The sequence below is a fragment of the Streptomyces montanisoli genome, assembly GCF_017813245.1.
Lineage (GTDB): Bacteria > Actinomycetota > Actinomycetes > Streptomycetales > Streptomycetaceae > Streptomyces > Streptomyces montanisoli.
Genome location: NZ_JAGIQL010000017.1, coordinates 1 through 26,314, shown reverse-complemented (window position 1 = coordinate 26,314; position 26,314 = coordinate 1). Strand labels below are relative to the sequence as shown.

Genomic DNA, 26,314 nt, shown 5'->3' with positions numbered 1-26,314 from the left:
GGCCGGACTTGATCGCCTCAGGCGAGGCGGGGAAAGAGCCGCGCGGCGTTGTGCCGTTCGACTGACGCGAGTTGGTCCCCGCTGAAGCCTTCGAAATCCAGGAGGCCGGTGTTGTTGCGGTCCACGGTCGCCTCAGGGGCCGCCGGCCAGTCGGTCCCGAACAACACGTGGTCGGCATCGGTGACCTGCAGCGTCGGCAGCAGGGAGTGGGCCGTGCCGGCCAGGGCGGTGTCGTAGTACAGGCGGTGCAGGACGTGGGCCACGTGCTGGGGATCGATGCCGGCGTCTCCCGGTCCCATGCCCATGGTCGTGTGCTCGGCGACGCGGCCGCCCAGGGTGGGCAGGCCGCCACCGCAGTGGGCGAGGATCAGCTTCAGGTCCGGATAGCGCTGGAACACGCCGGTGTACAGGGCGTTGACGATGTTGCGCGCGGTGTCGAAGGGGTATTCGCAGACGGAACTGGGGCGCCCGAGCCCGAGCACGTCCACGTGCGGGCAGTCCGTCGGGTGGAGGAACACGGGCACCCGGCGCTCGTTGAGATCGGCCAGCACCGGCTCGTAGAAGGGGTCGCCGAAGTAGTGGCCGAGACTGTTCGAGGTCAGCACCACTCCATCGAGCCCCAACTGGTCGAGCCCGTAGGCGATCTCGGCCAGCATGGTCTCGGGATCGTCCAGCGGGACAGCCGTGAATCCCCCGAACCGGCCGGGATGCTTCGCGATGAGTTCGGCGTACTCGCGGTTGACGCCGCGGCAGAAACGGGTCGCGAAGGCCGGGTCGTCGGGGCGGCCCGCGAACGGCCAGGGGGCGGAGAGGATCTGGGCGGCGATCTCGTGGCGGTCCATGAAGGCGAGAGCGGCCTCGGGCGTCCAGCGCACGGCGATCTTGTAGCCACCCGCCAGGGTGAAGCCGGATCTGAACAGGGACTCGACGGTGCCGCCCAGGTAGTGGGCGTGTACGTCGATGCGGTTACGGGGCCCCATGAGCGCCTCACTAAATTCACTAATATGCATTGACTTTCACGATGGTGAAACGTACGTTCCGTCGGTGTCAACCCCTTGGAAGTGGTCAGGGAAACGGAGGTACCCGGATGGACACGGCGGACGGTGCCGGTGCCGGCCGGAGTGACGCGGTGGTGGACGTCGCGATCGTCGGATACGGGCCGGTGGGCATGGTGGCGGCGGCGCTGCTGGGACAGGCGGGCCACCGGGTGCTGGTGCTCGAGCGGTATGCGGGGCTCTACAACCTCCCCCGCGCGGCGAGCTTCGACGACGAGACCATGCGCACGCTCGCGCGGCTCGGGGTGGCCGGGGAACTGCTGCCGAAACTCCGGGTGCAGCGCACCTACGAGTGGCGCAACGGCCTCGGCGACCTCCTGATGGAGCAGGCGTTCGCCGAGGCAGGGCGCAGTGGCTGGGCCGAGTGGTACATGATGTACCAGCCCGAGCTGGAAGAAGTGCTGGACGCCGCCTGCCGGTCGCTTCCGCGGGTCGAGGTGCGGCATGCGAGCCCGGTGGTCGCGCTGGAGCAGGCGGCGGACGGTGCCGTGCTCACCGTCGACGAACCGGGCGGACGGCGGACGGTCACCGCGCGGTGGGTCCTCGGCTGCGACGGGGGCAACAGCTTCGTGCGGTCGGCGCTCGGCGTGGGCCAGCACGACTACGGGTTCTCCGAGCCGTGGATGGTGTGTGACTTCCGCTTCCGTCGCCCCGTGGCGGTGCCTCCGGCCCTCCAGTGCGGCGATCCGTCGGGTCCGACCTCGATCATCTCGCTCGGCCCCGACCATCACCGCTTCAGCTTCATGCTGGACTCGCCGGACGACTTCGAGACCGAGAGCGACCCTGAGCGTGTCTGGAAGCGGGTCCTCGGCTACCTCACGCCCGACGACGCCGAGCTGATCCGGGTTGCCACGTACACCTTCCGCTCGCTGGTGGCCGACGAGTGGCGCGGCGGCAGGGTCCTCCTCGCGGGCGACGCCGCCCACCAGATGCCGCCGTTCCTCGGCCAGGGCATGTGCTCCGGCATCCGTGACGCGCAGAACCTGGCCTTCAAACTGGACCTGGTGCTGCGGGGCGCTGCCGATGACGGCCTGCTCGACACCTATCAGGCCGAGCGCGAGCCACACGTGCGAGCGGTGACGGAGAAGGGCGTGGAGCTCGGGCACCTGCAGACCATCCGCGACCCCGGGCGCGCGGCCGAACGCGACCGCACCCTGCTCGCGGGCCGCTCCGGGCCCAGGGCCCCGCAGACCCTCCGGTTCCCCGGGCTCGCGGACGGGCTGCTCGCCGCCGTCTCCGGGCCCGGACGCGGTGAGCTGTCGGTCCAGGGCCTGGTGGACGACGGCGATCGCCGCGACCGCCTCGACCAGGTCGTCGGGGGCGGCTTCCAGCTCATTCTCGACCAGGGCCTGCTGGACGGCAGTGGGCTCGCGGACGTCCTTCCCGCCCTCGTACGGGCGGGCGTCCGTGTCGCCGCGCCGGGCGAGCGAGCCGGCGGGCACCCGTGGGCCTCGGTGGTGTCGGACGTCGACGGCACCTACCGCCGCTGGTTCGCCGACCTCGGCTCCTCGGCCGTGGCCGTCCGACCGGACTTCTACGTGTTCGGGACCGCGAGCGGTCCCGGCGCGGCGAACGCCTTGGCGGGCGAGCTGCTGCGGACGGTCACCGGGTCCGGGGCGCTCGGCCTGCCGGCCGCCTGACCACTCGCTCTCCGCGTGTCCGCGGGCGGCACCGTGGCCGCGGGTGCCCGCGCCGCGCGGAGGGAGTCCTATGATCGCCCGTGTGGCAGCTGAGCGTCTTCGTGATCCGGACGAGCCCGACGGCAACGGAGTGCCGCCGGGCCGGCAGGGCATCCAGTCCGTCGAACTGGCGATGACGGTGCTCCGGGCACTTGAAGAGGGCCGCGGGCCGATGAGCCTCACGCAGATCGCCGGGGCCTGCGGGATGCAGCCGAGCAAGGCGCACCGCTACCTCGTGAGCCTCGCCCGGGTCGGGCTCGTCGCGCAGTCGCCGAGCTCAGGGCGCTACGACATGGGCCCGGCCATGCGGCGGCTCGGCGTCGAGTCCCTCCGCCGGATGGACGAGGTCGCGCTGGTGAGCGATCACCTGCCGGGGCTGCGTGACCGTACGTCCCACGCGGTCAACCTGGCGGTGTGGGGAGACCACGGCCCGGTCGTCGTGCGCTGGGAGTACGGGGCGCACACACTGCCCATCACCGTCCGCGTCGGCGCCACGATGCCCCTGCTGAACTCCGCGATGGGAGGCGCGTTCCTCGCCCATGTGCCCGAGCGGCTCACCGAAGCGGTGCTGCGCGGGCAGTTGGAGGTGGCAGCCCTGGACGCGCCCACTCTGAAGAGGGTGGCCCGTATCAGGGCCGACGTGCTGCGTGAGGGCGTCGCCACCACGGTCGGCGGCGTCATCCCCGGCGTCACGTCGGTGGCGGCTCCGGTGTTCACCGCGGGCGACTCCTTCCCGCTCGTCGTCACGCTGGTGATGCCCGGACGCGGCGTCAGCGAGCAGGAGTTCGCCGGCCTTTCGGCGGAACTGCTGCGCTCGACCCGGGCCATGTCGGAGGAGCTCGGCCACTCCGGGGGCCGGGACAGGCCGTAGGGATCCCTCAGCCGAGCCGGTCGAGCCGGGGGAAGAGGCGCCGTGCGTTCGCCGATGTCAGGGATCGCCAGGTGGCCGGGCCGGGCTGGATGGCCGCGTCGATGGACGCGATCTGGCGTGCCACCGCGTCGGCCGGTGTCCAGCAGCAGTCACTCCCGTACAGGATCCTCCGGCTGCCGAAAGCCTCCTCAAGCGCGGGTACTTGACGCGGGAACGGTGTTCCCGCGATGTCGAACCACAGCTCGGAGACCTGCTCCCGGACACTGCGGCCGCCGTCCTGGTGCCCGCTGGGGAACGCGGTGCGGAAGAGCTCGATCCGGTCGATCAGCAGGGGGAGCGTTCCGCCGCCGTGGGTGAAGATCCACCGCACTCCGGGAAAGCGATTCACGACACCGCTCAGCACCAGGTCCGAGACGGCCCGCGTGGAGTCGAAGATGAACTCCAGCATCGGCCTGGGACGTCCCACTGCCACCGTCTCGGGGTGGACGGGCGAGGTGGGATGGACGAAGACCGCGGTCCCGCGGCGGTCGAGTTCCGCCCACAGCGGCTCGAAGTGCGGGTCACCCGGGTAGCGGCCGTGCGCGTTGGTCTCGATGGTGACGCCGTCGCTGCCCAGCTCGTCGAGCGCGTAGGCGAGTTCGGCGAGGCTGCCGTCCACGTCCGGCAGGGGCAGCGAGGCGAAGTGCCCGAAACGGCCGGGGTGGGCGCGGACGAGTTCCGCGGCGTGCTCGTTGACCTGGCGGGTGAGTGCGCGCGCGGCGGCGTCGTCACCGAAGTGGGTGCCGGGGGACGAGATGGACAGCAGCGAGGTGCGGATGTGGTGCTCGTCCATGAGCCGCAGGTGCTCTTCGGTGCTCCAGGAGGGCCAGCCGGGCATCCCGTCCGGATGCGCGTGCCCCGCGGCCCTGGCCGACGCCACGTAGGAGTCGGTCACGAAGTGGGCGTGGACGTCGATCAGTTCGTCGGCCGTGCCGGCCATGGCAGGTCCTCCGTTTCAGACGTGGGTGATCTCGGTCCCCGCCGACCAGGCACCCCTGATGTGCCGGGTGGCCGTGATGTCGGACAGCGGGTCGCCGTCGACGAGGAGCAGATCGGCCCGGAGGCCGGGCCGCACGGCCCCGCGGTCGGGCAGGCCGAAGTGGCGGGCTGGCAGCGTGGTGGCGGCCCGCAGGGCTTCCGCCGGGGTGAGGCCGGCGGCGACGAGGAGAGCCAGCTCGCGGTGGAGGCTCGGGCCGTGCACGACGGGATTCGGGATGGGAGCGTGGCCCGAGAAGGCATCGGTCCCGGCCAGGACAGGGACCCCTGCCTCGTGGAGGGCGGCCACGGTGTCACGGCAGAAGGCGTAGTCCTCCCCGGGCACGCGCGCGCCGTCGACGACGGCCTCCATCATGGTCAGCGTGGGGACGGCGACCTGCCGCCGCTTCGCCATCAGGGCAACGGTGCCGGGGTCGAGGACACCGTCGCGCGGCACGTGGGTCACCACGTCGGCACCGGCGTGCACGGCCCGGCGGTAGGCATCGACCGAGGAGGCGTGCGCGATCGTCAGCTTGCCGTTGACCTTGCCCTCGGTGATCACCGCCTCGATGGTGGCCTGGTCGAGCAGGTCCCCTTCGATCACGATCTTGATGTAGTCGGAGCCTTCGGCGACTCGCCGGGCGACGAAGTCCTTCGCCTGATTCGGACTGGTCAGGATGGCCTCGGCCGGCATGCCCGGCATGCGGGCATGGTTCCCGCCGGGCCCGATGGCCGGCACGCCCGCGCTGCGGATGTCGGGAACCCGGCCGCGGAAGGAGTCCACACGCTCCGCAGGCCAGCAGGCCATGTCGAGGGCGGTGGTGATGCCGTGGCCGGCAAGTTTCGTCAGGTCGTCGGGAACGACCAGGTGCACGTGGGCGTCGATGAGGCCGGGCAGCAGGGTGGCGCCGTCACAGCCGACGGTTCGCGCCCCTGCCGCGTCGTCGCCCAGCACGGCGCCGTCGATGACGACGGTGGTGGGCTCGCTCAACCGTGTGCCGTCGAAGACCCGGACGTCGGTCAGAGCCGTTTTGACAGTGGTCACACGTACTCCAGACGAAATAGGATACTGACTTGTTTCCTAAGGAGCGTACTCCTCTTGCCGAACCCCTGCGACCGGGGGCCGTGGGCGGCTCGTGCGTTCGACGGACCGGCGCCTTCGCGGCTATAACCGAACGGTGACAGCAGCTCGCCGCCCCGCCGGTCAACGCGCCGGGACCTCCCCGCCGGAGGTGCCGGACGCGCTGGACGTGCCGGACTCTCCGGACGTGCCGGACTCTCCGGAAGCGCAGGACGCTCCGGGTCGCCGGCGCGGGAGCAGCCGGCGAAGGGGGGCCGCACTCCTGCAGGCGATCTTCCTGGCGACGCTGGAAGAACTGGCGGAGACGAGCTACGAGGAGCTGAGCTTCGACAAGGTCGCGGCCCGAGCCGGCACCGGCAAGACCACCCTTTATCGCCGCTGGTCCACGACGGCCGAGCTGGTGCTCGCCGCGCTGTCCGACCCGGGGACCGGCTTCCCGCCGCCGGCCGCTCCCGGCACGGGTTCCCTGCGCGGCGATCTCACGACCGTGCTGGCCGGGCTGGCGCGCGGCCTTCAGGAGCCGAGGGGGCGCGCACTGCGGCCCTTGATCACCCAGCGCCCGCGCCATCCGGAACTGTTCGACGAGGTCTTCCGGGCGCTGATCGTGCCGCACCAAGGTCTGCTCCTCGACATCCTCCGTGCCGCGGCCGAACGCGGTGAGGCGCGGCCCGCCGCGGTGACCCAGCGCATGGCCTCGCTCGGCCCCCGCCTGATCGTCATGGAGTCCATGCAGCGCGACTCGGTGCCGCTGTCCGAGGTGGCGGCCATCGTCGACGAGGTGCTTCTGCCGTTGGCGGCCACACGCCCATGACGGACCTGCCCCACCGGCAGAAATTTGACGCTCAATCCAACAGGTCAGAGCGGCCGCACATTCGACGGTGTCGGCGCGATCAGCGACGGTGGCGGCACGGTCCAACCAGATCTTGGCGCCGCTCCTGTCCGCCACTTCCCCCGCCGGGCCCTGCCCCCTCCAGGGCCCGGCGGGGGAGGACGTCACGGGTAGTCGGTGACGGTGGACGGGGTGGTGCCGGTGCCGACGGTGGGCGCACCGACATCGTTGATCACGTGGTTGAACTCGCCGTCACCGGCCAGCGACACCACGCTCAGATCGTGCATCCGCACCCCGGAGGAGTTCGGGACCTCGAAGCCGTGGTCCTGCCGGATGCTCTTGTCCGCGGTGTAGTTGCAGTAGCTGCCCAGACCCCACGCCTCGTGCGAGGTGACCGAGTCCTCCACCTTGTACGCGGCGTAGCCCAGCGTGCCGCCGTTCTGGACCGAGGCCTGGTCGGGCGCGTCGTACGCCTTCTCGTTCTGGAAGAAGATCGTGCGGCCTCCGTTGCCGAACCAGTCGACGTCGTACTTCTTGAAGTGCTCGCTGAACAGGCCGGTTGCCTCGACGTCGTCGCCGTTGACGACCAGTCCGTACGTGGCCGGGTTGGTGTTCCACCCGGCGCCGGCGCCGTGGTCGGCGCGCCACAGCCAGGTGTGGTCGATGATCACGTCGTTGCTGTTGACCTCCATCGCTGTGCCGACCGAGGCGGGGCCCGCGCCGCCGACGCGCACGTAGACGTCTTGCACGGTGGTGGGGTCGGTGGAGTGGTCGGCGTTGGCTCCGGGTGCGCCGATCTGGATCATCTGCGGGGAGTTGACCGGCCCGGCGTCGAGCAGCAGTCCCGCCACGCGCACACCGCTGACGTCCGCGACCTTGATCGGGACGACGCCGTTGTCCGGGGTGATCGTGGCCTCGCCGAGGCCGAGCACGACGGTGCCGGGCCGTGTCACGTCGATCGACTGGTCGACGTGGTAGATACCCGGTGTGAAGAGCAGGTTCAGGCCCTGTGCCAGCGCGGCGTTGATGGTCTCGGCGGTCGCGCCGGCCTTCACCACGTAGAACTGGCTCAGCGGGATCGAGCTGCCGGGGGTGTGGCCGTTCGCCCAGGACACGCCGCGTGCGTTGGTCCGCTTGGACGGGACGAACACCCGGTAGGCCCCGCTGCTGTCGAGGTAGAGGTAGGGCTTCTCGACCGAGACGGGCGTGGTGTCCAGGGTGGTGTACGGCTGCGAGGGGAAGCTCTGCGCCGGGGCGCCCTGGACGCCGGAGAACACCTGGTTCCACACGCCGTTGGACCAGCCGCCGATCGAGCTGTCGCGCGTGTAGTACTGCTGCTGTGCGTAGTTGCCGACCTGGCCGGAGATCCGGCTGTCGGCGATGTAGCCGCCGCTGGCCCAGCCGTAGCTTGCCGAGTCCAGGTTGAGGCCGCCGTTGACGTCCATCCGCCGGAACGGCGCCGCCTGTGCGACGGCCCAACGGTCCGTGCCGCTCACCGGGTTGAGCTTCATGTTCTCGGCCGAGCGCCAGAAGTTCAGGGTGGCGTTGCCGTTGTCCCAGCCGGCGTCGACGGTCACGTCACCGTTGATGGTCACGTCGTCGGGGTCCTGGCCGAGCCCGGAGATCGAGGTGTAGAAGCCGATCTGCGCGTTGAGGTTGTTGTACGTGCCGGGCTTGAGCAGGATCTGGTAGCGACCGGTGCCGAACTGCGCGGTCTCCTGCTGCTTGAAGATCGCGTCGAGCTTCGACTGGATGTCGGTCGAGGAGGGGTCGAAGACCAGCACGTTCGGGCCGAGGTCTCCACCGCCGGTGATCGGGCCGGTGCCGCCGGTGGACGTCGCGGTGTGGACCTGGAGCTCCCACAGCGAGTAGCCGTATCCGGTGGCGCGCTGGGTGCCGTACATCCTCACGTAGCGGGCGGTGCCCGAGACGGCGATGGTCTCGGTGCCTCCCTTCCCGCTGGTGGTGGAGTAAGCGTCGGTCCAGTTCGTACCGTCGGTGGACAGCTGGATCTTGTACGCCTTCGCGTAGGCGGCCTCCCAGTTCAAAACGACCTGGCAGACACTCTGCGCCGAGCCGAGGTCGACCTGGAGCCACTGGGGGTCGGCGGCGGCGCTGGACCAGCGGGTGCCGGTGTCGCCGTCCACCGCGGCGGACGCCGGGGTCCCGCCGTTCTCCTGGCTGGAGGCCGTCGCGGGCCTCGACTTCGCGGCGTCGCCGGTGCCGCAGGTCGAACCGCCGCCACCGCCGCCCGTCCCGCCGGTGCCCGCGGTCCCGTACACCTGGAACTCCCACAGGGAGTAGCCGTATCCGGTGGCGCGCTGGGTGCCGTACATCCTCACATAGCGCGCGCTTCCGGAGACCGCGACGGTCTCCGTCCCGCCCTTGCCAACGCTGGTGGAGTACGCGTCGGTCCAGGTCGTGCCGTCGTCCGACAGCTGGATCTTGTAAGCCTTGGCGTAGGCGGCCTCCCAGTTCAGGACGACCTGGCTGACGGTGTCCTCGGCGCCGAGGTCGACCTGGAGCCACTGGGGGTCGGCGGCGGCGCTGGACCAGCGGGTGCCGGTGTCGCCGTCCACGGCGTTGGCGGCCGGTGTGCCGTAGTTCTCGGTGCTTGACGCGGTGGCTGTCTTCCCCTGCGACAGCAGGGTGTCCGCCGCGTGAGCGGCGCCGGCCGGAGCCACCAGCAGGAACCCGGCGACGAGGGAGGAGATGAGCGCGGCGGTCAGAACCCGCCATCGCACACATCTTCGTGCGAAGGCCGACTCGACGGCGGCGTGCGGAACGAGCATGGGACGGCTCCTGTGTGAGGGAGTGAAAGGCGCGGGACGACGCCCGCGTGCACGCGCTCCCCTTCACCTTATGAAGGAGAGCGCTCTCCCAGATGGTCCTCCTGGTCTTTCGATCGCGTCAATGGGCGCGCGGGAAACCGGCTGATGTCGCGTCAAAAAGAACCGGCTCTCCCGGTGCTGCCCTCCCAGCCGCCTGTTCGGATGGTGAACGGACCACGGTGGCCTTCGAGATCGGCTTCGATGGCGTGGCGTCAGCCCTGGACGCCTCGCCTCCGCGTGGTGCTCAGCGGGGCGGGCGGCGGGCTCCCTGTGCGGTGCCGGCGGCGTTGTCGAGCACCTCGTCCAGTGTGGTCGCGGCCATGATCAGGGCCAGGTGCGTGAAGGCCTGCGGGAAGTTGCCGAGTTGCTCTCCCGACGGGCCGACCTCTTCGGCGAACAGGCCCACGTGGTTGGCGTAGGTGAGCATCTTCTCGAAGGCGTAGCGGGCGCGCTGCCGGCGTCCGGCGCGGGCGAGCGCGTCGACGTGCAGGAAGCTGCACAGGTTGAACGTGCCCTCCGAGCCGCGCAGGCCGTCGGGTGAGGCGGCCGGGTCGTAGCGGTGGACCAGGCTGTCGCGGACCAGTGTGCGATCGATGGCGTCGAGGGTGGACAGCCACGCGGGGTCCCTGGGCGGCAGCATGCCGACCCGGGGGATCAGCAGCAGGGACGCGTCGAGCACGTCGCTGCCGTAGTGCTGGACGAGACCGCGCCGGGTCTCGCTCCAGCCGCGCGTCATGACCTGTTCCAGCACGGAGTCGCGGGTGCGCCGCCACAGTTCGATGTCGGCGGGGCGGCTGAAGTCCTGTGCGAGTTTGAGCCCGCGATCGAAGGCGACCCAGGTCATCACCCGGCTGTAGGTGAAGTCCTGGCGGCCGCCGCGTGTCTCCCAGATGCCCTCGTCCGGCCGGTCCCAGGCGCCCGCGAGCCAGTCCAGTGTCGCCGCGGCGGCCTTCCAGGCCTGGTAGCCGGCCTGGATGCCGGCCGTGCGGGCCTCGGCCATCGCGTAGAACGCCTCGCCGTAGATGTCGAGTTGGAGCTGATCCATGGCGGCATTGCCGACTCGGACCGGATACGAGCGGCGGTAGCCCTCGAAGTGCTCCAGCACCTCCTCCTGGAGGTCGGGGGCGCCGTCGACCCGGTACATGATCTGCAGGCGCTCGCCCGGCAGGTCGATGCGGTCGCGCAGGCGGTCGCCGAGCCAGTCGGTGAAGCCGGCAGCCTCCTCCACGAACCCCAGGTCGAGCAGCGCGCGCACCGACAGGGAGGCGTCGCGGATCCACGTGTAGCGGTAGTCCCAGTTGCGCTCCCCGCCGATCTGCTCGGGAAGGCCGGTGGTGGCGGCGGCGATCGGGGCACCGGTGGGGGCGTAGGTCAAGAGCTTGAGGGTGATGGCGGAGCGGTGCACCATGTCCGGCCAGCGGCCGCGGTAGGTGGAGGTGCGCACCCAGTCCTGCCAGAAGTTCACCGCGTCCCACAGCCGCTCGGTCAGGCCGTCGACGGTCGGTGGCGCGGGGGCCTCGCCTCCGGCGCAGGCGGTGAGCACGACGCCTGCGGCCTGGCCCGCGTCCAGGGTGACGCGGCCTCGCACGTCGTCACCCGAACGCTCCAGTGGGAACGTGGCCTGGAGGTGGACGGCGGTGCCGGCCGCGCGGAAGGCCGCGCTGTCGGGCCCCAGGGTCAGTTCGTGCGGCGCGCGCCCGTAGTCGAAGCGCGGGCGGCAGTCGAGGGTGAAGTCGACCGTGCCGCGGACCGCCCTGGCCACGCGGATCACCGTGTGCCGGTCGGTGGCCGGTCCTGAGGGGTTGGGCGGCATCCAGTCCAGGACCTCGCCGACACCCCGGGGCGACATGAAGCGGGTGACCAGGACGGCGGTGTCCGGGTAGTACAGCTGCCGGCACGTCGCCTCCGGCTCGTCCGCCGCCAGGCTGAACCAGCCGCCCCGGTCGTGGTCGAGCAGGGCCGCGAAGATGCTGGGCGAGTCGAACCGGGGTGACGTGAACCAGTCCAGGACGCCCTTGCCGGAGACGAGGGCGGTGGTCTGGAGGTCGCCCACCAGGCCGTGGTCGGCGATCGGCGGATAGCGGTCCATGGTCGCTCGCTTCGGTATGGCGGATGGCACGGCCCCCGGGGTCACGATAGGCGGGACGGGGGCCAGTCGCAGTGCGGGCTGTGATGTTTGATTATGTTTTATTGTTCGCGATATTGACGAAATATTCAACAGATAGGCACGCTGACTCGCATCACTCTGAACTGAAGGGTCCCAGCCGTGCCCAGAGCGCTCAAGCACCTACGAAGTCTGATCCCCCTATGGATCCTGGCTCTGCTCGCCGCGTTGCTGGTGGCGAGCACGGCGCCCGCCGCCCACGCGGACACCGCCACGTCGATCAGCGTCGACGGGAGCAAGGGCGGACGCACCTTCGACGGCATCGGGGCGATCAGCGGGGGCGGCGGCAACTCGCGGCTGCTGACGGACTACCCGGCCGCCCAGCAGAAGCAGATCCTCGACTACCTCTTCAAGCCGGGCTACGGTGCCGACCTTCAGCTGCTGAAGCTGGAGATCGGCGGCGACGCCAACTCCACCGACGGCTCGGAGCCGTCGATCGAGCACAGCAAGGGCAGCGTCAACTGCGACGCCGGCTACGAGTTCTGGCTGGCGAAGCAGGCGCAGAAGCGCAACCCGGACATCGGCCTCTACGGGCTGGCGTGGGCGGCGCCCGGCTGGATCAAGGGCGGCTTCTGGTCCACCGACACGATCCACTACCTCATCTCGTGGCTGGGCTGCGCCAAGCAGCACGGCCTGGACATCAAGTACCTCGGCGGCTGGAACGAGCGCGGCCACGACGCCGACTGGTACGTCCAGCTGCGCTCCGCGCTGAACGACGCCGGCTACTCCAAGATCAAGATCGTCGCCGACGACAGCGGCTGGGACGTCGCCGACGACATGGCCAAGGACAAGGCGTTCAACGACGCGGTCTCCATCATCGGCGCGCACTACCCCTGCCAGGGCGACGGCGGACCGGCGACGAGCTGCTCGAGCACCAAGACCGCGCAGGACAACGGAAAGCCGTTGTGGGCCAGCGAGAACGGCTCGCAGGACATGAACACGGGCGCCCCGGCGCTGATCCGCTCCATCACCCGCGGGTACGTCGACGCGAAGATGACGAGCTACTTCAACTGGCCCCTGATCGCCGCGATCTACCCGAACCTGCCGTACTCCACGGTCGGCCTGGCCACCGCCGGCTCGCCCTGGTCAGGGCACTACAGCATCGGTGAGAACACCTGGGCGACCGCGCAGGTCACCCAGTTCGCCGAGCCCGGCTGGAAGTTCATCGACGGCGGCTCCGGCTACCTCGGCGGCGACGAGTCCAACGGCAGCTACGTGACGCTGAAGTCGCCGGACGGCAAGGACTACTCCACCGTGCTGGAGACCACCACGGCCGGCGACACGCAGACCGCGCACTTCACGGTCGGCGGCGGCCTGTCCACCGGCACCGTCCACGTCTGGGCCACCGACGTCAACCACCCGGACACGGCAACGGACTTCGTCCACACCCAGGACATCACCCCCTCGTCCGGCGGCACGTACGCGCTGACCATGAAGCCCGGGTACATCTACACGGTCACCACGACCACGGGCCAGGGCAAGGGCACCGCCACCGCGCCCGCCGCGCACCCGCTGGCCCTCCCCTACAAGGACGACTTCAACCGCGACGCGGCGGGCACCGAAGCGCGCTACGTCTCCGACATGCAGGGGTCGTTCGAGGTGCAGAAGTGCGCCGCCGGCCGCCGTGGTATGTGCCTGCAGCAGATGGCGCCGGTCAAGCCGATCGAATGGCAGGACGACTCCGACGCCTTCACGCTCGTCGGCGACCCGTCGTGGACGAACTACTCCATGCACTCCGACGTCGAACTCGCCAAGCCGGGCACCGTCGAACTGATCGGCCGCGCCGGGAAGCAGAACCGCCCCCAGTCCCACCAGCAGGGCTACTACTTCCGCATCAGCGACACAGGCGCCTGGACGATCTTCAAGAGCGACGCCGACGGCAAGCACACCGTCCTGACGAGGTCGGCCACCGCACCGCTGGGCACCGGTAAGTGGCACCGCCTGGGCCTGTCGTTCAGCGGATCACGGATCACCGCCTCCGTCGACGGCAAGAACATCGGCGTGGTGGACGACAGCAGCTACAGCGCGGGACAGGGCGGGCTCGGACTCACCTCGTACGACACCGACCAGTTCGACAACCTCTCCTTCACCAAGGTCCGCGCGGCCAGGCCGACGGCCGCGCTCGCCGTCACACCCTCGGCCAAGAGCGTGCGGCGCGGGAAGACACTGACCGTCACCACCACCGTCTCGGTGCCCAAGCACGCCAAGGCGGCTCAGGGCGTCAACATCGGCCTTGACGCACCCGGCTTCACCTTCGACGCGCAGCCTCAGGTGTTCGGCTCGGTCAGGCCGGGCCACAGTGCCTCGGCCTCCTGGCAGTTGACCGCGCCCACCGACAAGGCGTCCACCGCGACGATCAACGCCACCGCCACCTTCGCACAGGGCGGCGTGGCGCAGTGGCTGCGGCAGGACGCACAGGTGTCGGTGACCAACCCGCCGCCGCCCTCCGGTGTCAACGACGTCAGCGCCCTCGACTTCGTCGCGTCGACGAACGGCTGGGGCCCGGTCGAGCGCGACGAGTCCGTGGGCGGCACCAACGCCGGCGACGGCGGGCCGCTCACCATCAACGGCACCGTCTACCCGAAGGGCCTGGGCACCAACTCGGTCAGCGACGTCACCATCTACCTCGGTGGCAACTGCTCGAAGTTCGCTTCCACGGTCGGCAACGACGACGACGCGGGCAGCTCGGGGTCCATGACGTTCAGCGTGCTGGGCGACGGCAAGACACTGGCGGCCACCAAGACGATCAAAGGAGGCGACCCCGCGCAGCAGCTCACCGCCGACCTCACCGGCGTGCAGACCCTCGACCTCGTGGTCGGCGACGCGGGCGACGGCAACGCCTACGACCACGGGGACTGGGCCGCACCGACCCTCACCTGCTCGGGCTGAGCCGGACGCCACCGGGAGGCGGCGCCCGGCTCACCCCGAGGCGTCGTCGAACCGCAGTTTCGACGTGATGCGGTAGCGGTCACCCCGGTAGAACGACTGGGCCAGCTCCACGACGCGGCCCCGCACGTCGCGGGTGGTGCGTTCGACACGGAGCACGGGCGCGTACACGGAGACCCCGAGCAGCTCGGCCTGCTCGGGGTTCGTGACGGTCGGCTCCAGGGTCTGCAGGGCGTCGCGGACGCGGATGTCGAAGCGCTCCCTGAGCAGCTGGTAGAAGTTGCCGTGCTCCAGGTCGGTCGCGGTGAGCGTCGGCACCAGTGCGGCCGGGAGCTCCAGGTGCTCGATGGCCATCGGCTCGTCGTCCACGAGACGCACCCGGGTGACGCGCCGCACCGGCTCGTCGGGCGGCACCTCGAGGCGCTGGGCGCGCGTCGGCCCGGCCTGCGTGGTGCGGAAGGAGACGATGCGGCTCGTCCAGTGGCCCTCGGCGGGCGGCACGGCCATGCCGTTGGTGGTGGTGCCCGACAGCTCCTGGGTTACCTTGTGCGGGCTGGTGAACGTGCCCTGGCCGTGCCTGCGGACCAGCAGCCCGCTGTGGATCAGCTCCTCGACCGCGGCGCGGACCGTGGGGCGCGACACGCCGAGTTCGAGGGCGAGGTCACGCTCGGACGCCAGCCCGGTGCCGGGCCCCGCGCTCTCGATGATGTCGACCAGATGGCGCCGGACCAGGTCCCTCTTCGCCGTGGCCGGTCGTCGGACCGTCGGCATGCCGGCCTCCCTGCGCTGGGTGCTGCTCACCGCTTCATCCTCTCAGCCGCATCGGCCGGCCGTTCCCACCGAGGCCCCGGGCCGGCGAGCGCGCCCAGCGACCGCAGCACGCCGAGGTGCCCTGGCAGCCGCGAGCGGAACGCCGCGAAGCCGGGGCGTTCGGCGCACCACGCGGCCTCGGCGAACGCGCACAGGCGCGGGTAGGCGAGGTAGCGGACATGGTCGGGTGTCGGCGCGTACTCCGTCCACAACTGGGCCTGGACGGCGACCACTCCTGCCTGCTCCGGCCGGCGGATGTCGGCCGCGGGCAGGCCGCCGGCGAGCGGCTCGAAGGCGTACGCGTCGGCGAGCGTGGTCACGGGATGCCCGGGGGCGGGCGTCTCGTCGGGGCCGTCGCCCTGGCGGTAGTCGAAGTAGGTGGCGGTGTGCGGGGCCATGACGACCTGGTGCCCACGGGCCACGGCCGTGGCGGCGTGCGCCGCGTCGAGCCACACCGTCAGCAGCGCGTCGGACGGCAGGCGGCCCCCCGGCAGGCGCGATCCGTCGTCCCACACGGCGGTGCGCCGGCCGAGGCGCGTGAGGTGCTCGTGCATGCGGGCGACGAACCACGACCGCAGCAGCCTGGGGTCGTCCAGGCCGGCCTCCCGCGCGCGCAGGACCGCGGCGGGGCTGCGCTCCCACTGGACGGTCGGGCACTCGTCGCCGCCGATGTGGACGATGGGGGAGGGGAAGACCTCCGCGACCTCGGTGAGGACGTCACGCAGGAATTCCAGCGACCCGTCGTGCGGGGCGAGGACGTCCTCGCTGACGCCCCAGCCGTTCCACACCGTCACACCGCCCCGCGGATCGTTGCCGAGGCCGGGATAGGCGGCGAGCGCGGCACGCACGTGTCCCGGCATGTCGATCTCCGGGACGATCTCGACGCCGCGGGACGCCGCGTACTCGACGAGCGCCACGAGGTCCTTCCTCGTGTAGTGGCCGCCGTGCACGGAGCCGTCGGGTTCGGTGCGCCAGGCGCCGATCTCCGTCAGCCGCGGCCGCGCGCCGATCTCGATGCGCCACCCCTGGTCGTCGGTCAGGTGCAGGTGCAGCACGTTGAGCTTGTGCAGGGCCAGTTCGTCGATGAAGGAGCGCAGGAAGTCCAGGGGCATGAAGTGCCTGGCCACGTCGAGCAGCACACCGCGGCGCGGCATCACGGGCGCGTCGTCGATCTCGACACACGGCCAGCCGCTCCCGTCCTCGTCCATCAGCAGGCGCAGTGTGTGCACTCCGTGCAGCAGTCCTGCCAGCGCCGGGGCGGTCAGGTCGAGCCCGCCAGGCGCCACCACGAGGCGGTACGACTCGGGCGGGCCGCCCGGCCGCAGCGCCAGCCGCAGGGGGGTCCCTTCGCGGGAGCGCGGGCGGCCTGGCCCGAGGTGGTGGGCGAGGAGTTCGGCGGCGGGGACGGCGCCGGGGCCCGCGTCGAGGCGGATGGACGGTGCGAGGGCCAGGCGGCCGGGCATCCGGCGCACTCCTGCGGGCTGAGGGATGATCACGAGGGCTTCCTCCGGTGACGCGCGGGCGTACGGTGGCGTGGGCAGCGGGCTCGTCCCACCGGGGGCGGACCGTGCGCCCGGCGCTCAGGCCCCCGGCGCTCAGGCCCCCGGCGCCCATGCCGCCGGCGGTCGCGGGTCGCGGCGCGTGCGCGCGTCACTCCTTCACCGCGCCCGCCGTCATTCCCTCCACCAGACGGTGCTGGACGAGCATGAAGAACACGATCACGGGCAGCGAGAAGAGGGCCGATGCGGCGATCAGGCCGCCGTAGTCGGTACCGGTGCCGGTGGAGAAGGAGACGAGCCACACCGGGAGGGTGTAGCCGCTCTGGTCCTTCATGATCACGTAGGCGAAGAGGTAGTCGTTCCAGGCCGTGATGAACGAGAACACACTGGTGGCGATCAGCCCCGGCAGGACGAGCGGCAGCAGGATGCGGCGCATGACGGTGACACGCCCCGCGCCGTCCACCATGGCGGCCTCCTCCAGTTCACGCGGCACGCCACCCAGGAACCCCCGCAGCGTCCACAGGGTGAACGGCAGCACAAGCGCCAGATACGTGCCGACCAGGCCGGCGAGGTGGTTGAGCAGGTGCGCGCTCTTCAGGCTGAGGAACAGCGGGATGATCAGCGCGGGCTGCGGCACCATCTGCACCGCGAGCACGGCCACCAGGAAGGATCGGCGGCCCCGGAAGCGGAAGCGGGTCAGGGCGACGGCCGCCACGAAGGCGACGAGCAGCGCCACCACGATGACGGTGCACGTCACCAGCAGGCTGTTGCGCAGATCGACGAGGAAGCCGTGCTGGTGCACCGCGTCGGAGAAGTTCGCGAGCGTGGGCGGCGACGGCAGGAAGCTCGGCGTCGGCCGGACGATCCTCGCGTACGGCGTCAGCGCGGTGTTGAGCATCCAGTACACCGGGAAGATCCACAGGAGGCAGAACAGGCCGGCCGTGGTGTTCAGCGCGATCCTGCGCCCGCGGCGTGCCGCCGTGCGGGCGGCCCCCCGGCGGCTCACCACTCCTCCCCGGCGCGCACCAGACCGCGTACGTGAACGGCGGTGAGGACCGCGAGGACGGCGACCGAGAAGACGGCGATCGCCGCGCCCTGCCCGAAGGAGCTGGAACTGAACGCCTTGGTGAAGGACCACACGCCGAGGGTCGTGGTGGACCCGCCGGGCCCGCCCTGCGTCAGGATCCACAACTGGTTGAAGACGTTGAAGTCCCAGATGACGGACAGGACGGTGACCAGGCCGAGCACCGGACGCAGGAACGGCACGGTGATGACGCGGAACGAGCGCCACGCGCCCGCGCCGTCGAGCGACGCGGCCTCGTAGTAGGCGCGCGGGATCTGCGTGAGACCGGCGTACAGCGTCAGGGCGACGAACGGCACCGACTGCCACACCACCAGCAGCCAGACCATGGCGAACGCGGTCAGGGAGTGGGCGGTCCAGTCGTGCTGGGTCAGATCGCCGAACCAGCCCAGCCGCGTGAGGCACCAGTTGACCACGCCGTACCCGGGCTGGAAGAGCCACTGCCACACCAGCGTCGCCGCGACGTTGGGCATGGCCCACGAGGCGATCAGTGTGAGCGTCACGGCGGTACGGGCGAACCGCCCGAGACCGCGCAGCATCACCGCGGTGCCCAGGCCGATCGCCAGGGTGCCGGCCACCAGCGCCGCGCAGAACGCCGCGGCCGCCGCCAACGCCGCCGCGGACGCCGCCACTTCGGCCGGCGTCGCCAAGTCGGAGGCCGCCGCGGCGCGGCAGGCCGCAGCCGAGGCGAACGCGGCCGCTGCGCGTGCCACCAAGGCGGCGAGCACAGCCCAGTCCCTGGCGAACAAGGCTGCCTCATCGGCACGTGTCGCGCGCGACGCCGCCAACAGCGCGGCCGACCACGCGGACGCCGCCGCGGACGCCGCCGACGAGGCCGCGGAACACGCCGGCGAGGCCGTCGAGTACGCCAAGCGGTCGACCGCGTACGCCGCTGCCGCGGTGGAGGCGGCCAAGACGGCCACGGACGCGGTCAACGAGGCCACGGACGTGGAGAAGGCCGCGCGCGCCGCGGACGCCGACCGCATCGCCCAGGACACGGAGACCGGCGTCGAACAGGCGCGCATCCTGGCGCAGGCCGAGACCGACGACACGGCGAGGACCGACAGGCAGCGCACGCAGGCTGAGAAGACCTCACAGGACGTCAAGGACGCCGTCGCGGCGGCCGAGTCGGCGCTCCAGGCCAAGGACACCCCTACGGCCGTCGTGAACGGCCGCAAGGCCGCGGTCCTGCTCCTCGACTCCACCGGCACGTGGACCAGCCAGGCCGCCGCCTTCGCCCTCGGGGGCGCGGACGAGGACGTGGTCAACTGGCTGGAGACCGACCGGGCCATCGCCGAGCGTCAGGACGACCGCGAGACGGTGCTGTCCGTCGCCAAGGTGTCGACGGCGGCCGTGTCCGCAGCGGCCGCGGACGCGTTGGCGAGCGACGACCCCGACGCCGCCCGCGTCTTCCTCGAGTCCGGCGCGGTCGAGGCAGCCGTGGGCGACAACCGCCTCAAGGTGTTCGCGCTTCTGGGCGGCAACCCGGGCACGGCCGTGAAGGCGGGAGCGGAGGCGGCGCTCGACGACGGAAGCGCCCAGGCGCTGCACCGGTTCCTCACGATCGATCTGATCGACGCGATCAAGAAGGACGACCAGGTCGAGGTATTCCGCCTGCTCGGCACCGGCGGCGCCTACATGAAGTCGGCGGCGCAGATCGTGCTGGAGGGCTCCGCGCGGATGCGGCGCAACTTCATCGTCCACGACCAGTTCGACATCGCGCGCCTCGACCAGGACGACGCCACCCACGTCGCCGCCGTCCGCGCCTCCATCGCGCACGCGGCGAAGATCGCGTTCACCGCCCAGCAGGACGCCGCGCTCGCGACGAAGGCGGCGAAGGAGGCCAACGACGCGGCCCAGGAGGCGGCCGAGTGGGCGGCAGCGGCGCAGGGTTACGCGGATGACGCCGCCAACTCCGCGCAGGAGGCCAAGGACAACGCTGACGCGGCGGACAAGTCCGCGGCCGACGCGGCGAAGTCCGCCGCGACCGCCAAGGAGGCGGCGAAGGTCGCCCGGGGCGCGGCCCGCACGGCGAACTGGTCGATGCGCCAGGCCGCCGCCTCCGCCCAGCAGGCGGTCTCGTACGCGGCGAACGCGCAGTCCTCGGCCGCGGCGGCGCGTGCCTCCGCCGTACAGGCGGGCAAGGACGCGCAGGCCGCCGCGGCAGCCGCGAGCGACGCCCGCAAGATCGCGACGGACAAGGCGAAGGCCGAGGCGGCCGCGGCTGCGAAGAAGGCCGCGGAGGAGGCCAAGCAGCATTACGCGGACGGCACGAACCCCTCGCAGACCGAGGAAGAGGACAAGCCCTGGTACGAGGACTGGGGGATCTGGCCCGAGGACATCGGCAGCGCGAAGGACTGGGCCGAGGTCACCCACCACTGGAGCACGCTGGTGGGCACGGCCGGCCTCGGGATCGCCATCGGCGGCGCGTTCCTCCCGCCGCCGCTCGACGGCGCCGCGGAAGCCGTGGCGCTCGGCGTGGGTGTGGCCGCCTGGGGCATCCACGGGGTGAGCACCGTCCTGACAGGGTTCGCCGACGGCTGGACCAGCAGCGAGTTCCAGGAGTCGCTCGGGATGTTCCTCGTCGACGGGATCTTCATGGGCCAGGGGGCCCTCCTGAGGAAGTTCGGCGGCGGGGCGGCGGAGGAGTTCGGCGGCAAGCTGGTGCACAAGGCCACCGAGGGGGTCACGACCGTCATCGGCTGGCTGAGCTGGGGCTGATCCAGCCGGCGGGGAGGGCGGCCGCCGCGCCGCCCCTCCCCGCTCCCCTTCACTTCGCCGAGCAGCAAGGAAAGGCACATGCTGACACCCGATATGTCGGACACGGGGTGGTGGATATTCGCCGTCCTCGCCGGGCTGGCCATGGGAGTCGTGATCGCGAGCCTGTGCCAGACGTGGCGGAAGCGGTTGTACGCGCTCGTGGTGCCCCCTTGCGTAGGCCTCGCCTACGTGCTCGGCCGTACGTTGGCAGTGGGTGAGTCCGCACACGAGGCGTCGTACATGTACACGTTGGCGGCACTCAGCGCGGCAATCACGGGGCTCATCTACATGCCATGGATGAGACGGCAGATCGCCCTGCGCCGCGAGGGGAAGGCGATGGGCGTGGAGGCGAAGGCCACCAAGTACGGCTGGCTCTTCGTGGGCACCTTCGCGCTCGTCGTCGTCGGTGTGGCGTTCCTCGTCCACTGACCGGCAGCGGGCGGACGCGCCCCTGGAGAAAGAGAGCCGAAGTGCCGTACATCCTTTGGGCCGCCATCGCGCTGGTGCCGAACGTGGTGCTCACCTGCGTGCTGCTGCGGTGGCTGCCGGTACGCGGGGAGCGGTGGATACCGGCGCTGTCAGCGCCGGTGCTCGCAGGCCTCGTGCTGGTCCTGCGGTTCGGCGCGCAGGTTCCGTGGTCCGAGTCGTTCGCGGGCGGCGCCGGGTTCCTGTGGGGGACCGTGCTGGCGCTGCTGCCGTTCCGCCGGTGGACGTCGTCGTGGACGCTCCCCGTGAAGGGCGATGAGCGGCTGCGGTGGCGCGAGGCGCTGCTCGTGCTGGTGAGCGCCTTGACGCCGCTGTCGACGCGGGGGACGAAGGCGGCCACGACGAAGGCGTTCACGCCGCGTCAGGTGGAGCGGCCGCGAGGGCCGTTCCCGTGGCCGATGGGGGTGGCGCTGCTCGTGGTGCCGGTGCTCTGCGCGCTGGCCGCCGGGTGGGCGTCCGGCTTTCTGGAGCGGTGAGAGCGCACCCAGCGCGGGGACACGCCGGGCCCCGCGCTACAGATCCGCCCCGCGCTACAGATCAGCGGACGAGCGCTGCTTGAGGCCGTACTTGGCCGCGATGACGTTCCACAACTTGGCGGCCTGCTTCTTCGCCGTCGTCGCCTCTCCGCTCGACCTGTCGCCCTGGGCCGCCGCCGAGGTCCTGCGCGCGCTGCCGTGCTTGCACACCTTGTGGCTCTTGGCCTGCTGGGCCCAGGTCGCGTAGTGGTCGTCGGCGGCCGCCGACGCCTTCCAGCCGGCCGTGAGGGCGGACGCCAGCTGGTCGTGGTCGGGGAGCTTGTCGATCGCGAGCTTGTCCAGCCGGTCCGCCAGGCCGCGGCGCTGCTTCGCCGCGTCACGCAGGTCGGACGCCGCGCCGTCCAGGTTCTTGCACGTCTTGATGTCGCCGACCGCGCCGATCACGGCCTCACGGCTGTCGTTGCTGTCCGCGAGGAGCTGGTCGAGCGCCTTGGCCTGGGGCTGCGCCGGGTCGGCCGGGGCCGACTTGCCGCTGCCCGCCGACGCGGAGGAGTCGGCGGCTACCGTCGCGTCGCCCTTCTTCCCGTCCCCGCCGCCGCTGCTCAGCAGCGCGCCGACGCCGAAGCCCACGACGGCGACCACGGCGACGGCACCGATGAGGATCGCCGGCGACTTCTTGCGGCCCGGCCTGCTGCTGCCGCCGTCGCGGTAGTCGCCCTGGCCGCCGGGCGGCGGGGTGTCGTAGCCGGAGGACTGGGGGTATCCGTAGCCGGACGTCTGCTGATGGGCGGCGGGGTGGGGGTACCCGTAGCCGGACGTCTGCTGGTACGCGGGGGGCTGGGGGTACCCGTAACCGGGGGCCTGCTGGGGGCCGCCGGCGTCGTAGCCGTCGAATTGCGGCAAGTGCTGCGTGGCGTCGGCGTTCTGCGGTGCGGCGAGGCTGACCTGCCTCGCCTGGCCTATGCGTCCGCCGGACGCCGGCCCGCCGTTGCCGTTGCCGTTGCGGAAGAGGTTGTCGAACTCGGCGGGCGGCTGCCTGGGCGGCTCCTCGCCGCCGGGGCCCGCACCGTAGGCGCCGCCGGGCGGCGGCGTGTGCGGGTCCTGCGGCGGCACGGGCGCGATGAACTGCGTGGCCTGCGCGTCCGGGTGCTGGGGGCCCGGCTGCTGGGGCTCCGGCTGCGGGAAGCCCGGCTGCGGGATCGGCTGATGGGCCGCCGGGTCCTGCTGCGGGAACGGCGGGATGAACTGCGTGGCCGCCGAGTCGCCGCCCGGCGGCATGGGGACGCCCGCGCCGGGCACGGGCGGCAGGAACCGCGTCGCGTCGGCGCTGCCGGGGGCGGCGCTCTCCTCGGGCAGGGGCTGCGCGCCGGCGCCGTACCCGTAGGACGCCTGGGACAGCTGCGACGGTGCGGACGGGTCGGCAGGCCCGGACGAGCCGGTCGGGCCGGACGGGCCGGACGGGCCGGACGGGCCCGAGTCCTGCGGGTAGGACGGGCTTTCGTAGAGCCTGCCCTGGAAGGACTGGCCGCCGCCGCCCCCGTACGGCGCGTCGCCAGGGGCATCGCCGTACGACGGCTGGGCGTGCCTGCCGTGCCGCCCCTGGCCGCCCTGGCCGCCCTGGCCGTGCTGCGGGCCGTCCTCGGGCCGGCCGTCGCGCGTGTCCTGGTAGGCGGGCAGCGGCTGCCCTCCCGGGCCGTTCGGGTCGTCGCCGGACGCGTGCCAGGGCTGCGCCCACGGCTGCTCGCCTCCGGGCGCGACCCGCTCATCCCCTTGCCCGCCGTGCGTCACCAGGACTCCTACGTGTGGAACGTGTGGACCTTCGGAACCGTCGGCTCACGCTACCGGGTGAATCCAGCGCTCTGCCACGGGCGCCGCCTCACGTGACGAACGTCCCCCGCCCGTCTCCCGCCCGTCTCCCCGTCCGTCCACCCGCACGGCCTGGGCCCGCGCCTCACGCGACGTGCACCTCCATCTCCGCGGCGAACTCCCGCACCACCGGCTCGCTCCCGTAAGGCTCCAGGCGCAGCCGCAGGTCCTCCAGGTACTCCGTGCCGCGGCTGGAGCGCAGCGTGCCGAGGAGGTCGGCCGCCTGCGCGCCCGTCCTGCACGCCTCCTCCACCTCGCGCTGCTGGACCTGCGCCGTCGCGAGCACCACGAGGCCGATGGCCCTGCGCCGCGCGCGCGTCTCCGGGTGGCCTTCGAGCGCGTCGCGCGCGTGCTGGGCCGCCGCCTGGGGGCGTCCGAGGTCGCGGTAGCAGTGCGCCAACTCGTCCGCCAGGTAGGCCTGGTCGAAGTGGGCGATCCAGTCCGGGTCGTCCGCCGGGTCGTCACCCGCCCTGTCGAGCGCGGTCTGCGCCCTGTTCGCGACCTCCTGGCAGAGGTGCGCGTCGCCCATGAGGGCGTGCCCTCTCGCCTCCGCCGCGTAGAACATGGCGAGCGCGCGCTCCGGCACGTGCCCCCGTGCGCCCTCCTGCGCCGCCCTGGCCAGCTGGGTGATCTCGCGCGGGTTGCCGAGCTGCGCGGCGAGATGGCTCATCGACGCCGCCAGCACATATCCGCCGTAGCCGCGGTCGCCCGACGCCTGGGCCAGCCGCAGCGCCTGGATGTAGTAGCGCTGCGCGAGGCCCGGCTGGCCGGTGTCGACGGCCATGTACCCGGCGAGCTCCGTCAGGCGCGCGACGGCCGCGAAGAGGCGTCTGCCGACGGCGTCCGGGTACGACCCCGCCAGCAGCCCCGACACGACGCTGTTGAGGTAGTGCACGACGACGGGACGCACGTGTCCGCTGCCGAAACGGTGGTCGAGGTCGTTGAGCGCCGCCGTCATGGCCACGACGGCGTCCACGTCCGTGTGCCCCACGCGCGCGCCCGACGACCGCTCGACGGCCGCGTCGGCGCCGGTGATCAGCCAGTCCCTGCTGGGCTCGACGAGCGCCGACGACGCGACGGACGACCCGGCGAGGAAGTCGCGGCGGCCCACGTCGCTGCGCCACAACTCGCAGACCTGCTCGATCGCGCCGACGACCGTGGGCGCGAACTGCAGCCCCACGCCCGACGCGAGGTGCTTGCCGTTGGCCATGCCGATCTCGTCGATCGTGACCGTACGGCCGAGCTTGCGCCCGAGCGCCTCGGCGACGATGCCGGGCGCGCGCCCGCGCGGCTGCTGGCCGCGCAGCCACCGCGCCACCGACGTCTTGTCGTACCGCAGGTCGAGGCCGCGTTCGTGGCCGACCATGTTGACGCGCCGGGCGAGCCCGGCGTTGGAGCACGCCGCTTCCTGGATCAGCGCCTGGAGCCGTTCGTTCGGCTGGCGCGCGACGAGAGGTCTGGCTGCCAAGGAATGCCTCCTGTGCCCGCAGTGATCATCTCCGTGACACTGCCCTGCGAATATGCGGAGAATGCGAAAGTTCAGCGTTATTGATGACGTTCGCGCTGTTCACCGGGTGTGTCGGAGGTGCCGCCTGGGACGCTGGTGCCGACCGGTGCGTCCGGGACTGCACGTCCCTGGCCGCGCGTCAGGTCCCCGCAGAGGGTTACCCGCCACGGCGGCGCGGCCTCGCGCGCGCCCCCGGCAGTGCACCGGTGCGCCCCGGATGCCGGATTCGGCCCTTCCGCGAGCGGGGGCGCACGCCGTACCAGGCCGTAACCCGGCGTGGTGGCGGGAGTTGTGCTGTTCGTGGAAGAGAGCATCGGTGTCAAGGACGCCGCCAGGATCCCCGGTCAGCGCACGGAACTCCCCCTCGACAGCGCCGTGATGTACACGGAGGAACGCCACTGGGACGTCTTCCCAGGGACCTGGCTGGAGGCGGCCGGCGGCACGGAGGCCTGCTCCTGCGGGCAGCCGCGGTGCTCCGCTCCCGGCGCGCACCCGGCGGGCGACGGCTGGGCGACGGAGGCGACCGGCAGCGGCAGCACGGCGCGCAGGCTCTGGGCGCGGCAGCCGATGGCCTCGGTCCTGCTGCCGACGGGGCGCGCGTTCGACGTGCTGGACGTGCCGGAGTCGGCGGGCTTCCTGGCGCTCGCGCGCATGGAGCGCATGGAGCTGCCGCTCGGTCCTGTGGCCCGCACGCCCGATCGCAGGATGCTCTTCTTCGTGCTGCCCGGCGCCGCCGCGAAGGCGGCCGGTCTCGTGCGCGCCCTCGGCTGGTCGCCGACGGCGATCGACCTGGTGCCGCGCGGCGAGGGGCACTACGTCGCGGCGCCGCCGACGCGGATCGGCGGGATGGGCGCGGTCCAGTGGGCGCGCAGGCCCACCCGGGCCAACCGCTGGCTGCCGGAAGCCGATGAGATGATCAGCCCGCTCGCGTACGCCTGTGGACAAGAGGCACGAATGTCGTAAGCCGGCCGTGGCGTGGTGCGCGCCGGGCATGTCTCCACCCGCTCTCCACCCGCTTCTCCCACCGAGGGCCGATGCCAGGAGCGGGCACGGTGCATACGCTGGGCCCGTTCACGGGGGGCGACGCACGGGGAGAGGTGCAGCAGGATGCCGGACCAGGCACGGCCGGAGACCGGAGAGCCGCGGGGCCCGGAGGGTCCGCGGGACCCGCGGGAGGAGCGGCAGCGGCCTGACCAGCCGCGGGGCCCGCTGCCGCGGGAGGGGTCCGCCGAGCGGCGGGCGCCCGGCCCGGCGCAGGAGCAGGCGCCGCAGGCGCCCGGGGAAGGCCCGCAGGCGCAGGCGGCGCGGCAGGAGCAGCCCAGGGCGCGCGCGCACGCGCAATCGCAGCAGCCGTCGCCCGGGACGGAAGGCCAAGGCCCGGGGCCTGACGGCGCGGCGGCGGCGCAGGTGCCGAGCGGC

Annotated in this window: 19 protein-coding genes and 1 pseudogene; 9 read left to right on the top strand and 11 right to left on the bottom strand. The window is 71.9% G+C overall.

The features are described from left to right. Positions 1–17 precede the first annotated feature (17 nt). Positions 18–980, bottom strand: coding sequence for an amidohydrolase family protein (locus tag JFN87_RS06745; protein WP_209338973.1), 963 nt, complete (start codon positions 978–980; stop codon positions 18–20). Between the two features lie 107 nt (positions 981–1,087). Between JFN87_RS06745 and JFN87_RS06740 the strand changes: the two genes are divergently transcribed. Both JFN87_RS06740 and JFN87_RS06735 read left to right on the top strand, forming a co-directional pair. Continuing rightward, a complete protein-coding gene (locus JFN87_RS06740) occupies positions 1,088–2,695 on the top strand; it encodes a bifunctional 3-(3-hydroxy-phenyl)propionate/3-hydroxycinnamic acid hydroxylase (RefSeq protein WP_209338972.1) in 1,608 nt (535 codons plus the stop codon). A gap of 82 nt (positions 2,696–2,777) precedes the next feature. Continuing rightward, a complete protein-coding gene (locus tag JFN87_RS06735) occupies positions 2,778–3,605 on the top strand; it encodes an IclR family transcriptional regulator (protein WP_307865337.1) in 828 nt (275 codons plus the stop codon). A 7-nt stretch (positions 3,606–3,612) separates the two neighbouring features. Here the strand turns inward: JFN87_RS06735 and JFN87_RS06730 are convergent, their stop codons facing one another. Further along, the gene (locus tag JFN87_RS06730) at positions 3,613–4,584 is read right to left on the bottom strand and encodes an amidohydrolase family protein (RefSeq protein ID WP_209338971.1); all 972 of its coding nucleotides are present in this window, start codon (positions 4,582–4,584) and stop codon (positions 3,613–3,615) included. 15 nt (positions 4,585–4,599) lie between these two features. Next, a complete protein-coding gene (locus tag JFN87_RS06725; RefSeq protein WP_209338970.1) occupies positions 4,600–5,664 on the bottom strand; it encodes an amidohydrolase family protein in 1,065 nt (354 codons plus the stop codon). A gap of 223 nt (positions 5,665–5,887) precedes the next feature. On the opposite strand from JFN87_RS06725, the gene JFN87_RS06720 reads away from it, so the two are divergent. Next, entirely contained in the window at positions 5,888–6,511 is a 624-nt protein-coding gene (locus JFN87_RS06720; protein ID WP_209338969.1) for a TetR/AcrR family transcriptional regulator, read from the top strand. A gap of 182 nt (positions 6,512–6,693) precedes the next feature. Here JFN87_RS06720 and JFN87_RS06715 read toward each other — a convergent pair whose 3' ends face one another. Together JFN87_RS06715 and JFN87_RS06710 are read right to left on the bottom strand one after the other, a co-directional pair. After that, positions 6,694–9,321, bottom strand: coding sequence for a discoidin domain-containing protein (locus JFN87_RS06715; RefSeq protein ID WP_209338968.1), 2,628 nt, complete (start codon positions 9,319–9,321; stop codon positions 6,694–6,696). Between the two features lie 283 nt (positions 9,322–9,604). After that, positions 9,605–11,449 carry a glycoside hydrolase family 15 protein gene (locus tag JFN87_RS06710; protein WP_209339003.1) on the bottom strand — a complete coding sequence of 615 codons (1,845 nt, stop codon included), beginning with the start codon at positions 11,447–11,449 and terminating at the stop codon, positions 9,605–9,607. Between the two features lie 177 nt (positions 11,450–11,626). Between JFN87_RS06710 and JFN87_RS06705 the strand changes: the two genes are divergently transcribed. Further along, positions 11,627–14,413 carry an NPCBM/NEW2 domain-containing protein gene (locus JFN87_RS06705; protein ID WP_209338967.1) on the top strand — a complete coding sequence of 929 codons (2,787 nt, stop codon included), beginning with the start codon at positions 11,627–11,629 and terminating at the stop codon, positions 14,411–14,413. Between the two features lie 30 nt (positions 14,414–14,443). On the opposite strand, the gene JFN87_RS06700 is transcribed toward JFN87_RS06705, so the two are convergent. The 4 genes from JFN87_RS06700 to JFN87_RS06685 form a co-directional block, all read right to left on the bottom strand. Further along, positions 14,444–15,211 carry a GntR family transcriptional regulator gene (locus JFN87_RS06700; protein ID WP_209338966.1) on the bottom strand — a complete coding sequence of 256 codons (768 nt, stop codon included), beginning with the start codon at positions 15,209–15,211 and terminating at the stop codon, positions 14,444–14,446. After that, positions 15,208–16,716 (bottom strand): beta-N-acetylhexosaminidase, encoded by a 1,509-nt coding sequence (locus JFN87_RS06695; protein ID WP_307865336.1) that lies wholly within the window; start codon positions 16,714–16,716, stop codon positions 15,208–15,210. Before JFN87_RS06695 ends, JFN87_RS06700 begins: the two co-directional genes overlap by 4 nt. A gap of 154 nt (positions 16,717–16,870) precedes the next feature. Then, a complete protein-coding gene (locus JFN87_RS06690; RefSeq protein WP_307865335.1) occupies positions 16,871–17,725 on the bottom strand; it encodes a carbohydrate ABC transporter permease in 855 nt (284 codons plus the stop codon). Further along, a complete protein-coding gene (locus tag JFN87_RS06685; RefSeq protein ID WP_307865334.1) occupies positions 17,722–18,378 on the bottom strand; it encodes a carbohydrate ABC transporter permease in 657 nt (218 codons plus the stop codon). Before JFN87_RS06685 ends, JFN87_RS06690 begins: the two co-directional genes overlap by 4 nt. Between JFN87_RS06685 and JFN87_RS06680 the strand changes: the two genes are divergently transcribed. The 3 genes from JFN87_RS06680 to JFN87_RS06670 all read left to right on the top strand — a co-directional run bounded on the left by JFN87_RS06680 (position 18,347) and on the right by JFN87_RS06670 (position 21,522). Next, entirely contained in the window at positions 18,347–20,521 is a 2,175-nt protein-coding gene (locus JFN87_RS06680) for a hypothetical protein (protein ID WP_307865333.1), read from the top strand. The two genes, JFN87_RS06685 and JFN87_RS06680, sit on opposite strands and share 32 nt — an antisense overlap. Positions 20,522–20,599: 78 nt before the next feature. Then, positions 20,600–20,989: a hypothetical protein gene (locus JFN87_RS06675; RefSeq protein ID WP_209338963.1), complete on the top strand. Its 390-nt coding sequence runs from the start codon at positions 20,600–20,602 to the stop codon at positions 20,987–20,989. 41 nt (positions 20,990–21,030) lie between these two features. Continuing rightward, positions 21,031–21,522 carry a hypothetical protein gene (locus tag JFN87_RS06670; protein WP_209338962.1) on the top strand — a complete coding sequence of 164 codons (492 nt, stop codon included), beginning with the start codon at positions 21,031–21,033 and terminating at the stop codon, positions 21,520–21,522. A gap of 54 nt (positions 21,523–21,576) precedes the next feature. Here the strand turns inward: JFN87_RS06670 and JFN87_RS06665 are convergent, their stop codons facing one another. Together JFN87_RS06665 and JFN87_RS06660 are read right to left on the bottom strand one after the other, a co-directional pair. Beyond that, positions 21,577–23,310: a hypothetical protein gene (locus JFN87_RS06665; RefSeq protein WP_209338961.1), complete on the bottom strand. Its 1,734-nt coding sequence runs from the start codon at positions 23,308–23,310 to the stop codon at positions 21,577–21,579. Positions 23,311–23,473: 163 nt separating this feature from the next. Continuing rightward, positions 23,474–24,856: an NsdA family TPR-like regulatory protein gene (locus tag JFN87_RS06660; protein ID WP_209338960.1), complete on the bottom strand. Its 1,383-nt coding sequence runs from the start codon at positions 24,854–24,856 to the stop codon at positions 23,474–23,476. Positions 24,857–25,186: 330 nt separating this feature from the next. Here JFN87_RS06660 and JFN87_RS06655 point away from each other — a divergent pair, with 330 nt between their 5' ends. Both JFN87_RS06655 and JFN87_RS06650 read left to right on the top strand, forming a co-directional pair. Next, a complete protein-coding gene (locus JFN87_RS06655; protein ID WP_209339000.1) occupies positions 25,187–25,858 on the top strand; it encodes a bifunctional DNA primase/polymerase in 672 nt (223 codons plus the stop codon). Positions 25,859–26,002: 144 nt separating this feature from the next. After that, positions 26,003–26,314, top strand: a pseudogene (locus JFN87_RS06650) (hypothetical protein); the annotation flags it as partial.

Bases quoted from the DNA above. Each gene is read 5' to 3' on its own strand.
- JFN87_RS06710 (WP_209339003.1), bottom strand. From the start codon at position 11,449: ATGGACCGCTATCCGCCGATCGCCGACCACGGCCTGGTGGGCGACCTC.
- JFN87_RS06675 (WP_209338963.1), top strand. From the start codon at position 20,600: ATGCTGACACCCGATATGTCGGACACGGGGTGGTGGATATTCGCCGTC.
- JFN87_RS06715 (WP_209338968.1), bottom strand. From the start codon at position 9,321: ATGCTCGTTCCGCACGCCGCCGTCGAGTCGGCCTTCGCACGAAGATGT.
- JFN87_RS06740 (WP_209338972.1), top strand. From the start codon at position 1,088: ATGGACACGGCGGACGGTGCCGGTGCCGGCCGGAGTGACGCGGTGGTG.
- JFN87_RS06730 (WP_209338971.1), bottom strand. From the start codon at position 4,584: ATGGCCGGCACGGCCGACGAACTGATCGACGTCCACGCCCACTTCGTG.
- JFN87_RS06745 (WP_209338973.1), bottom strand. From the start codon at position 980: ATGGGGCCCCGTAACCGCATCGACGTACACGCCCACTACCTGGGCGGC.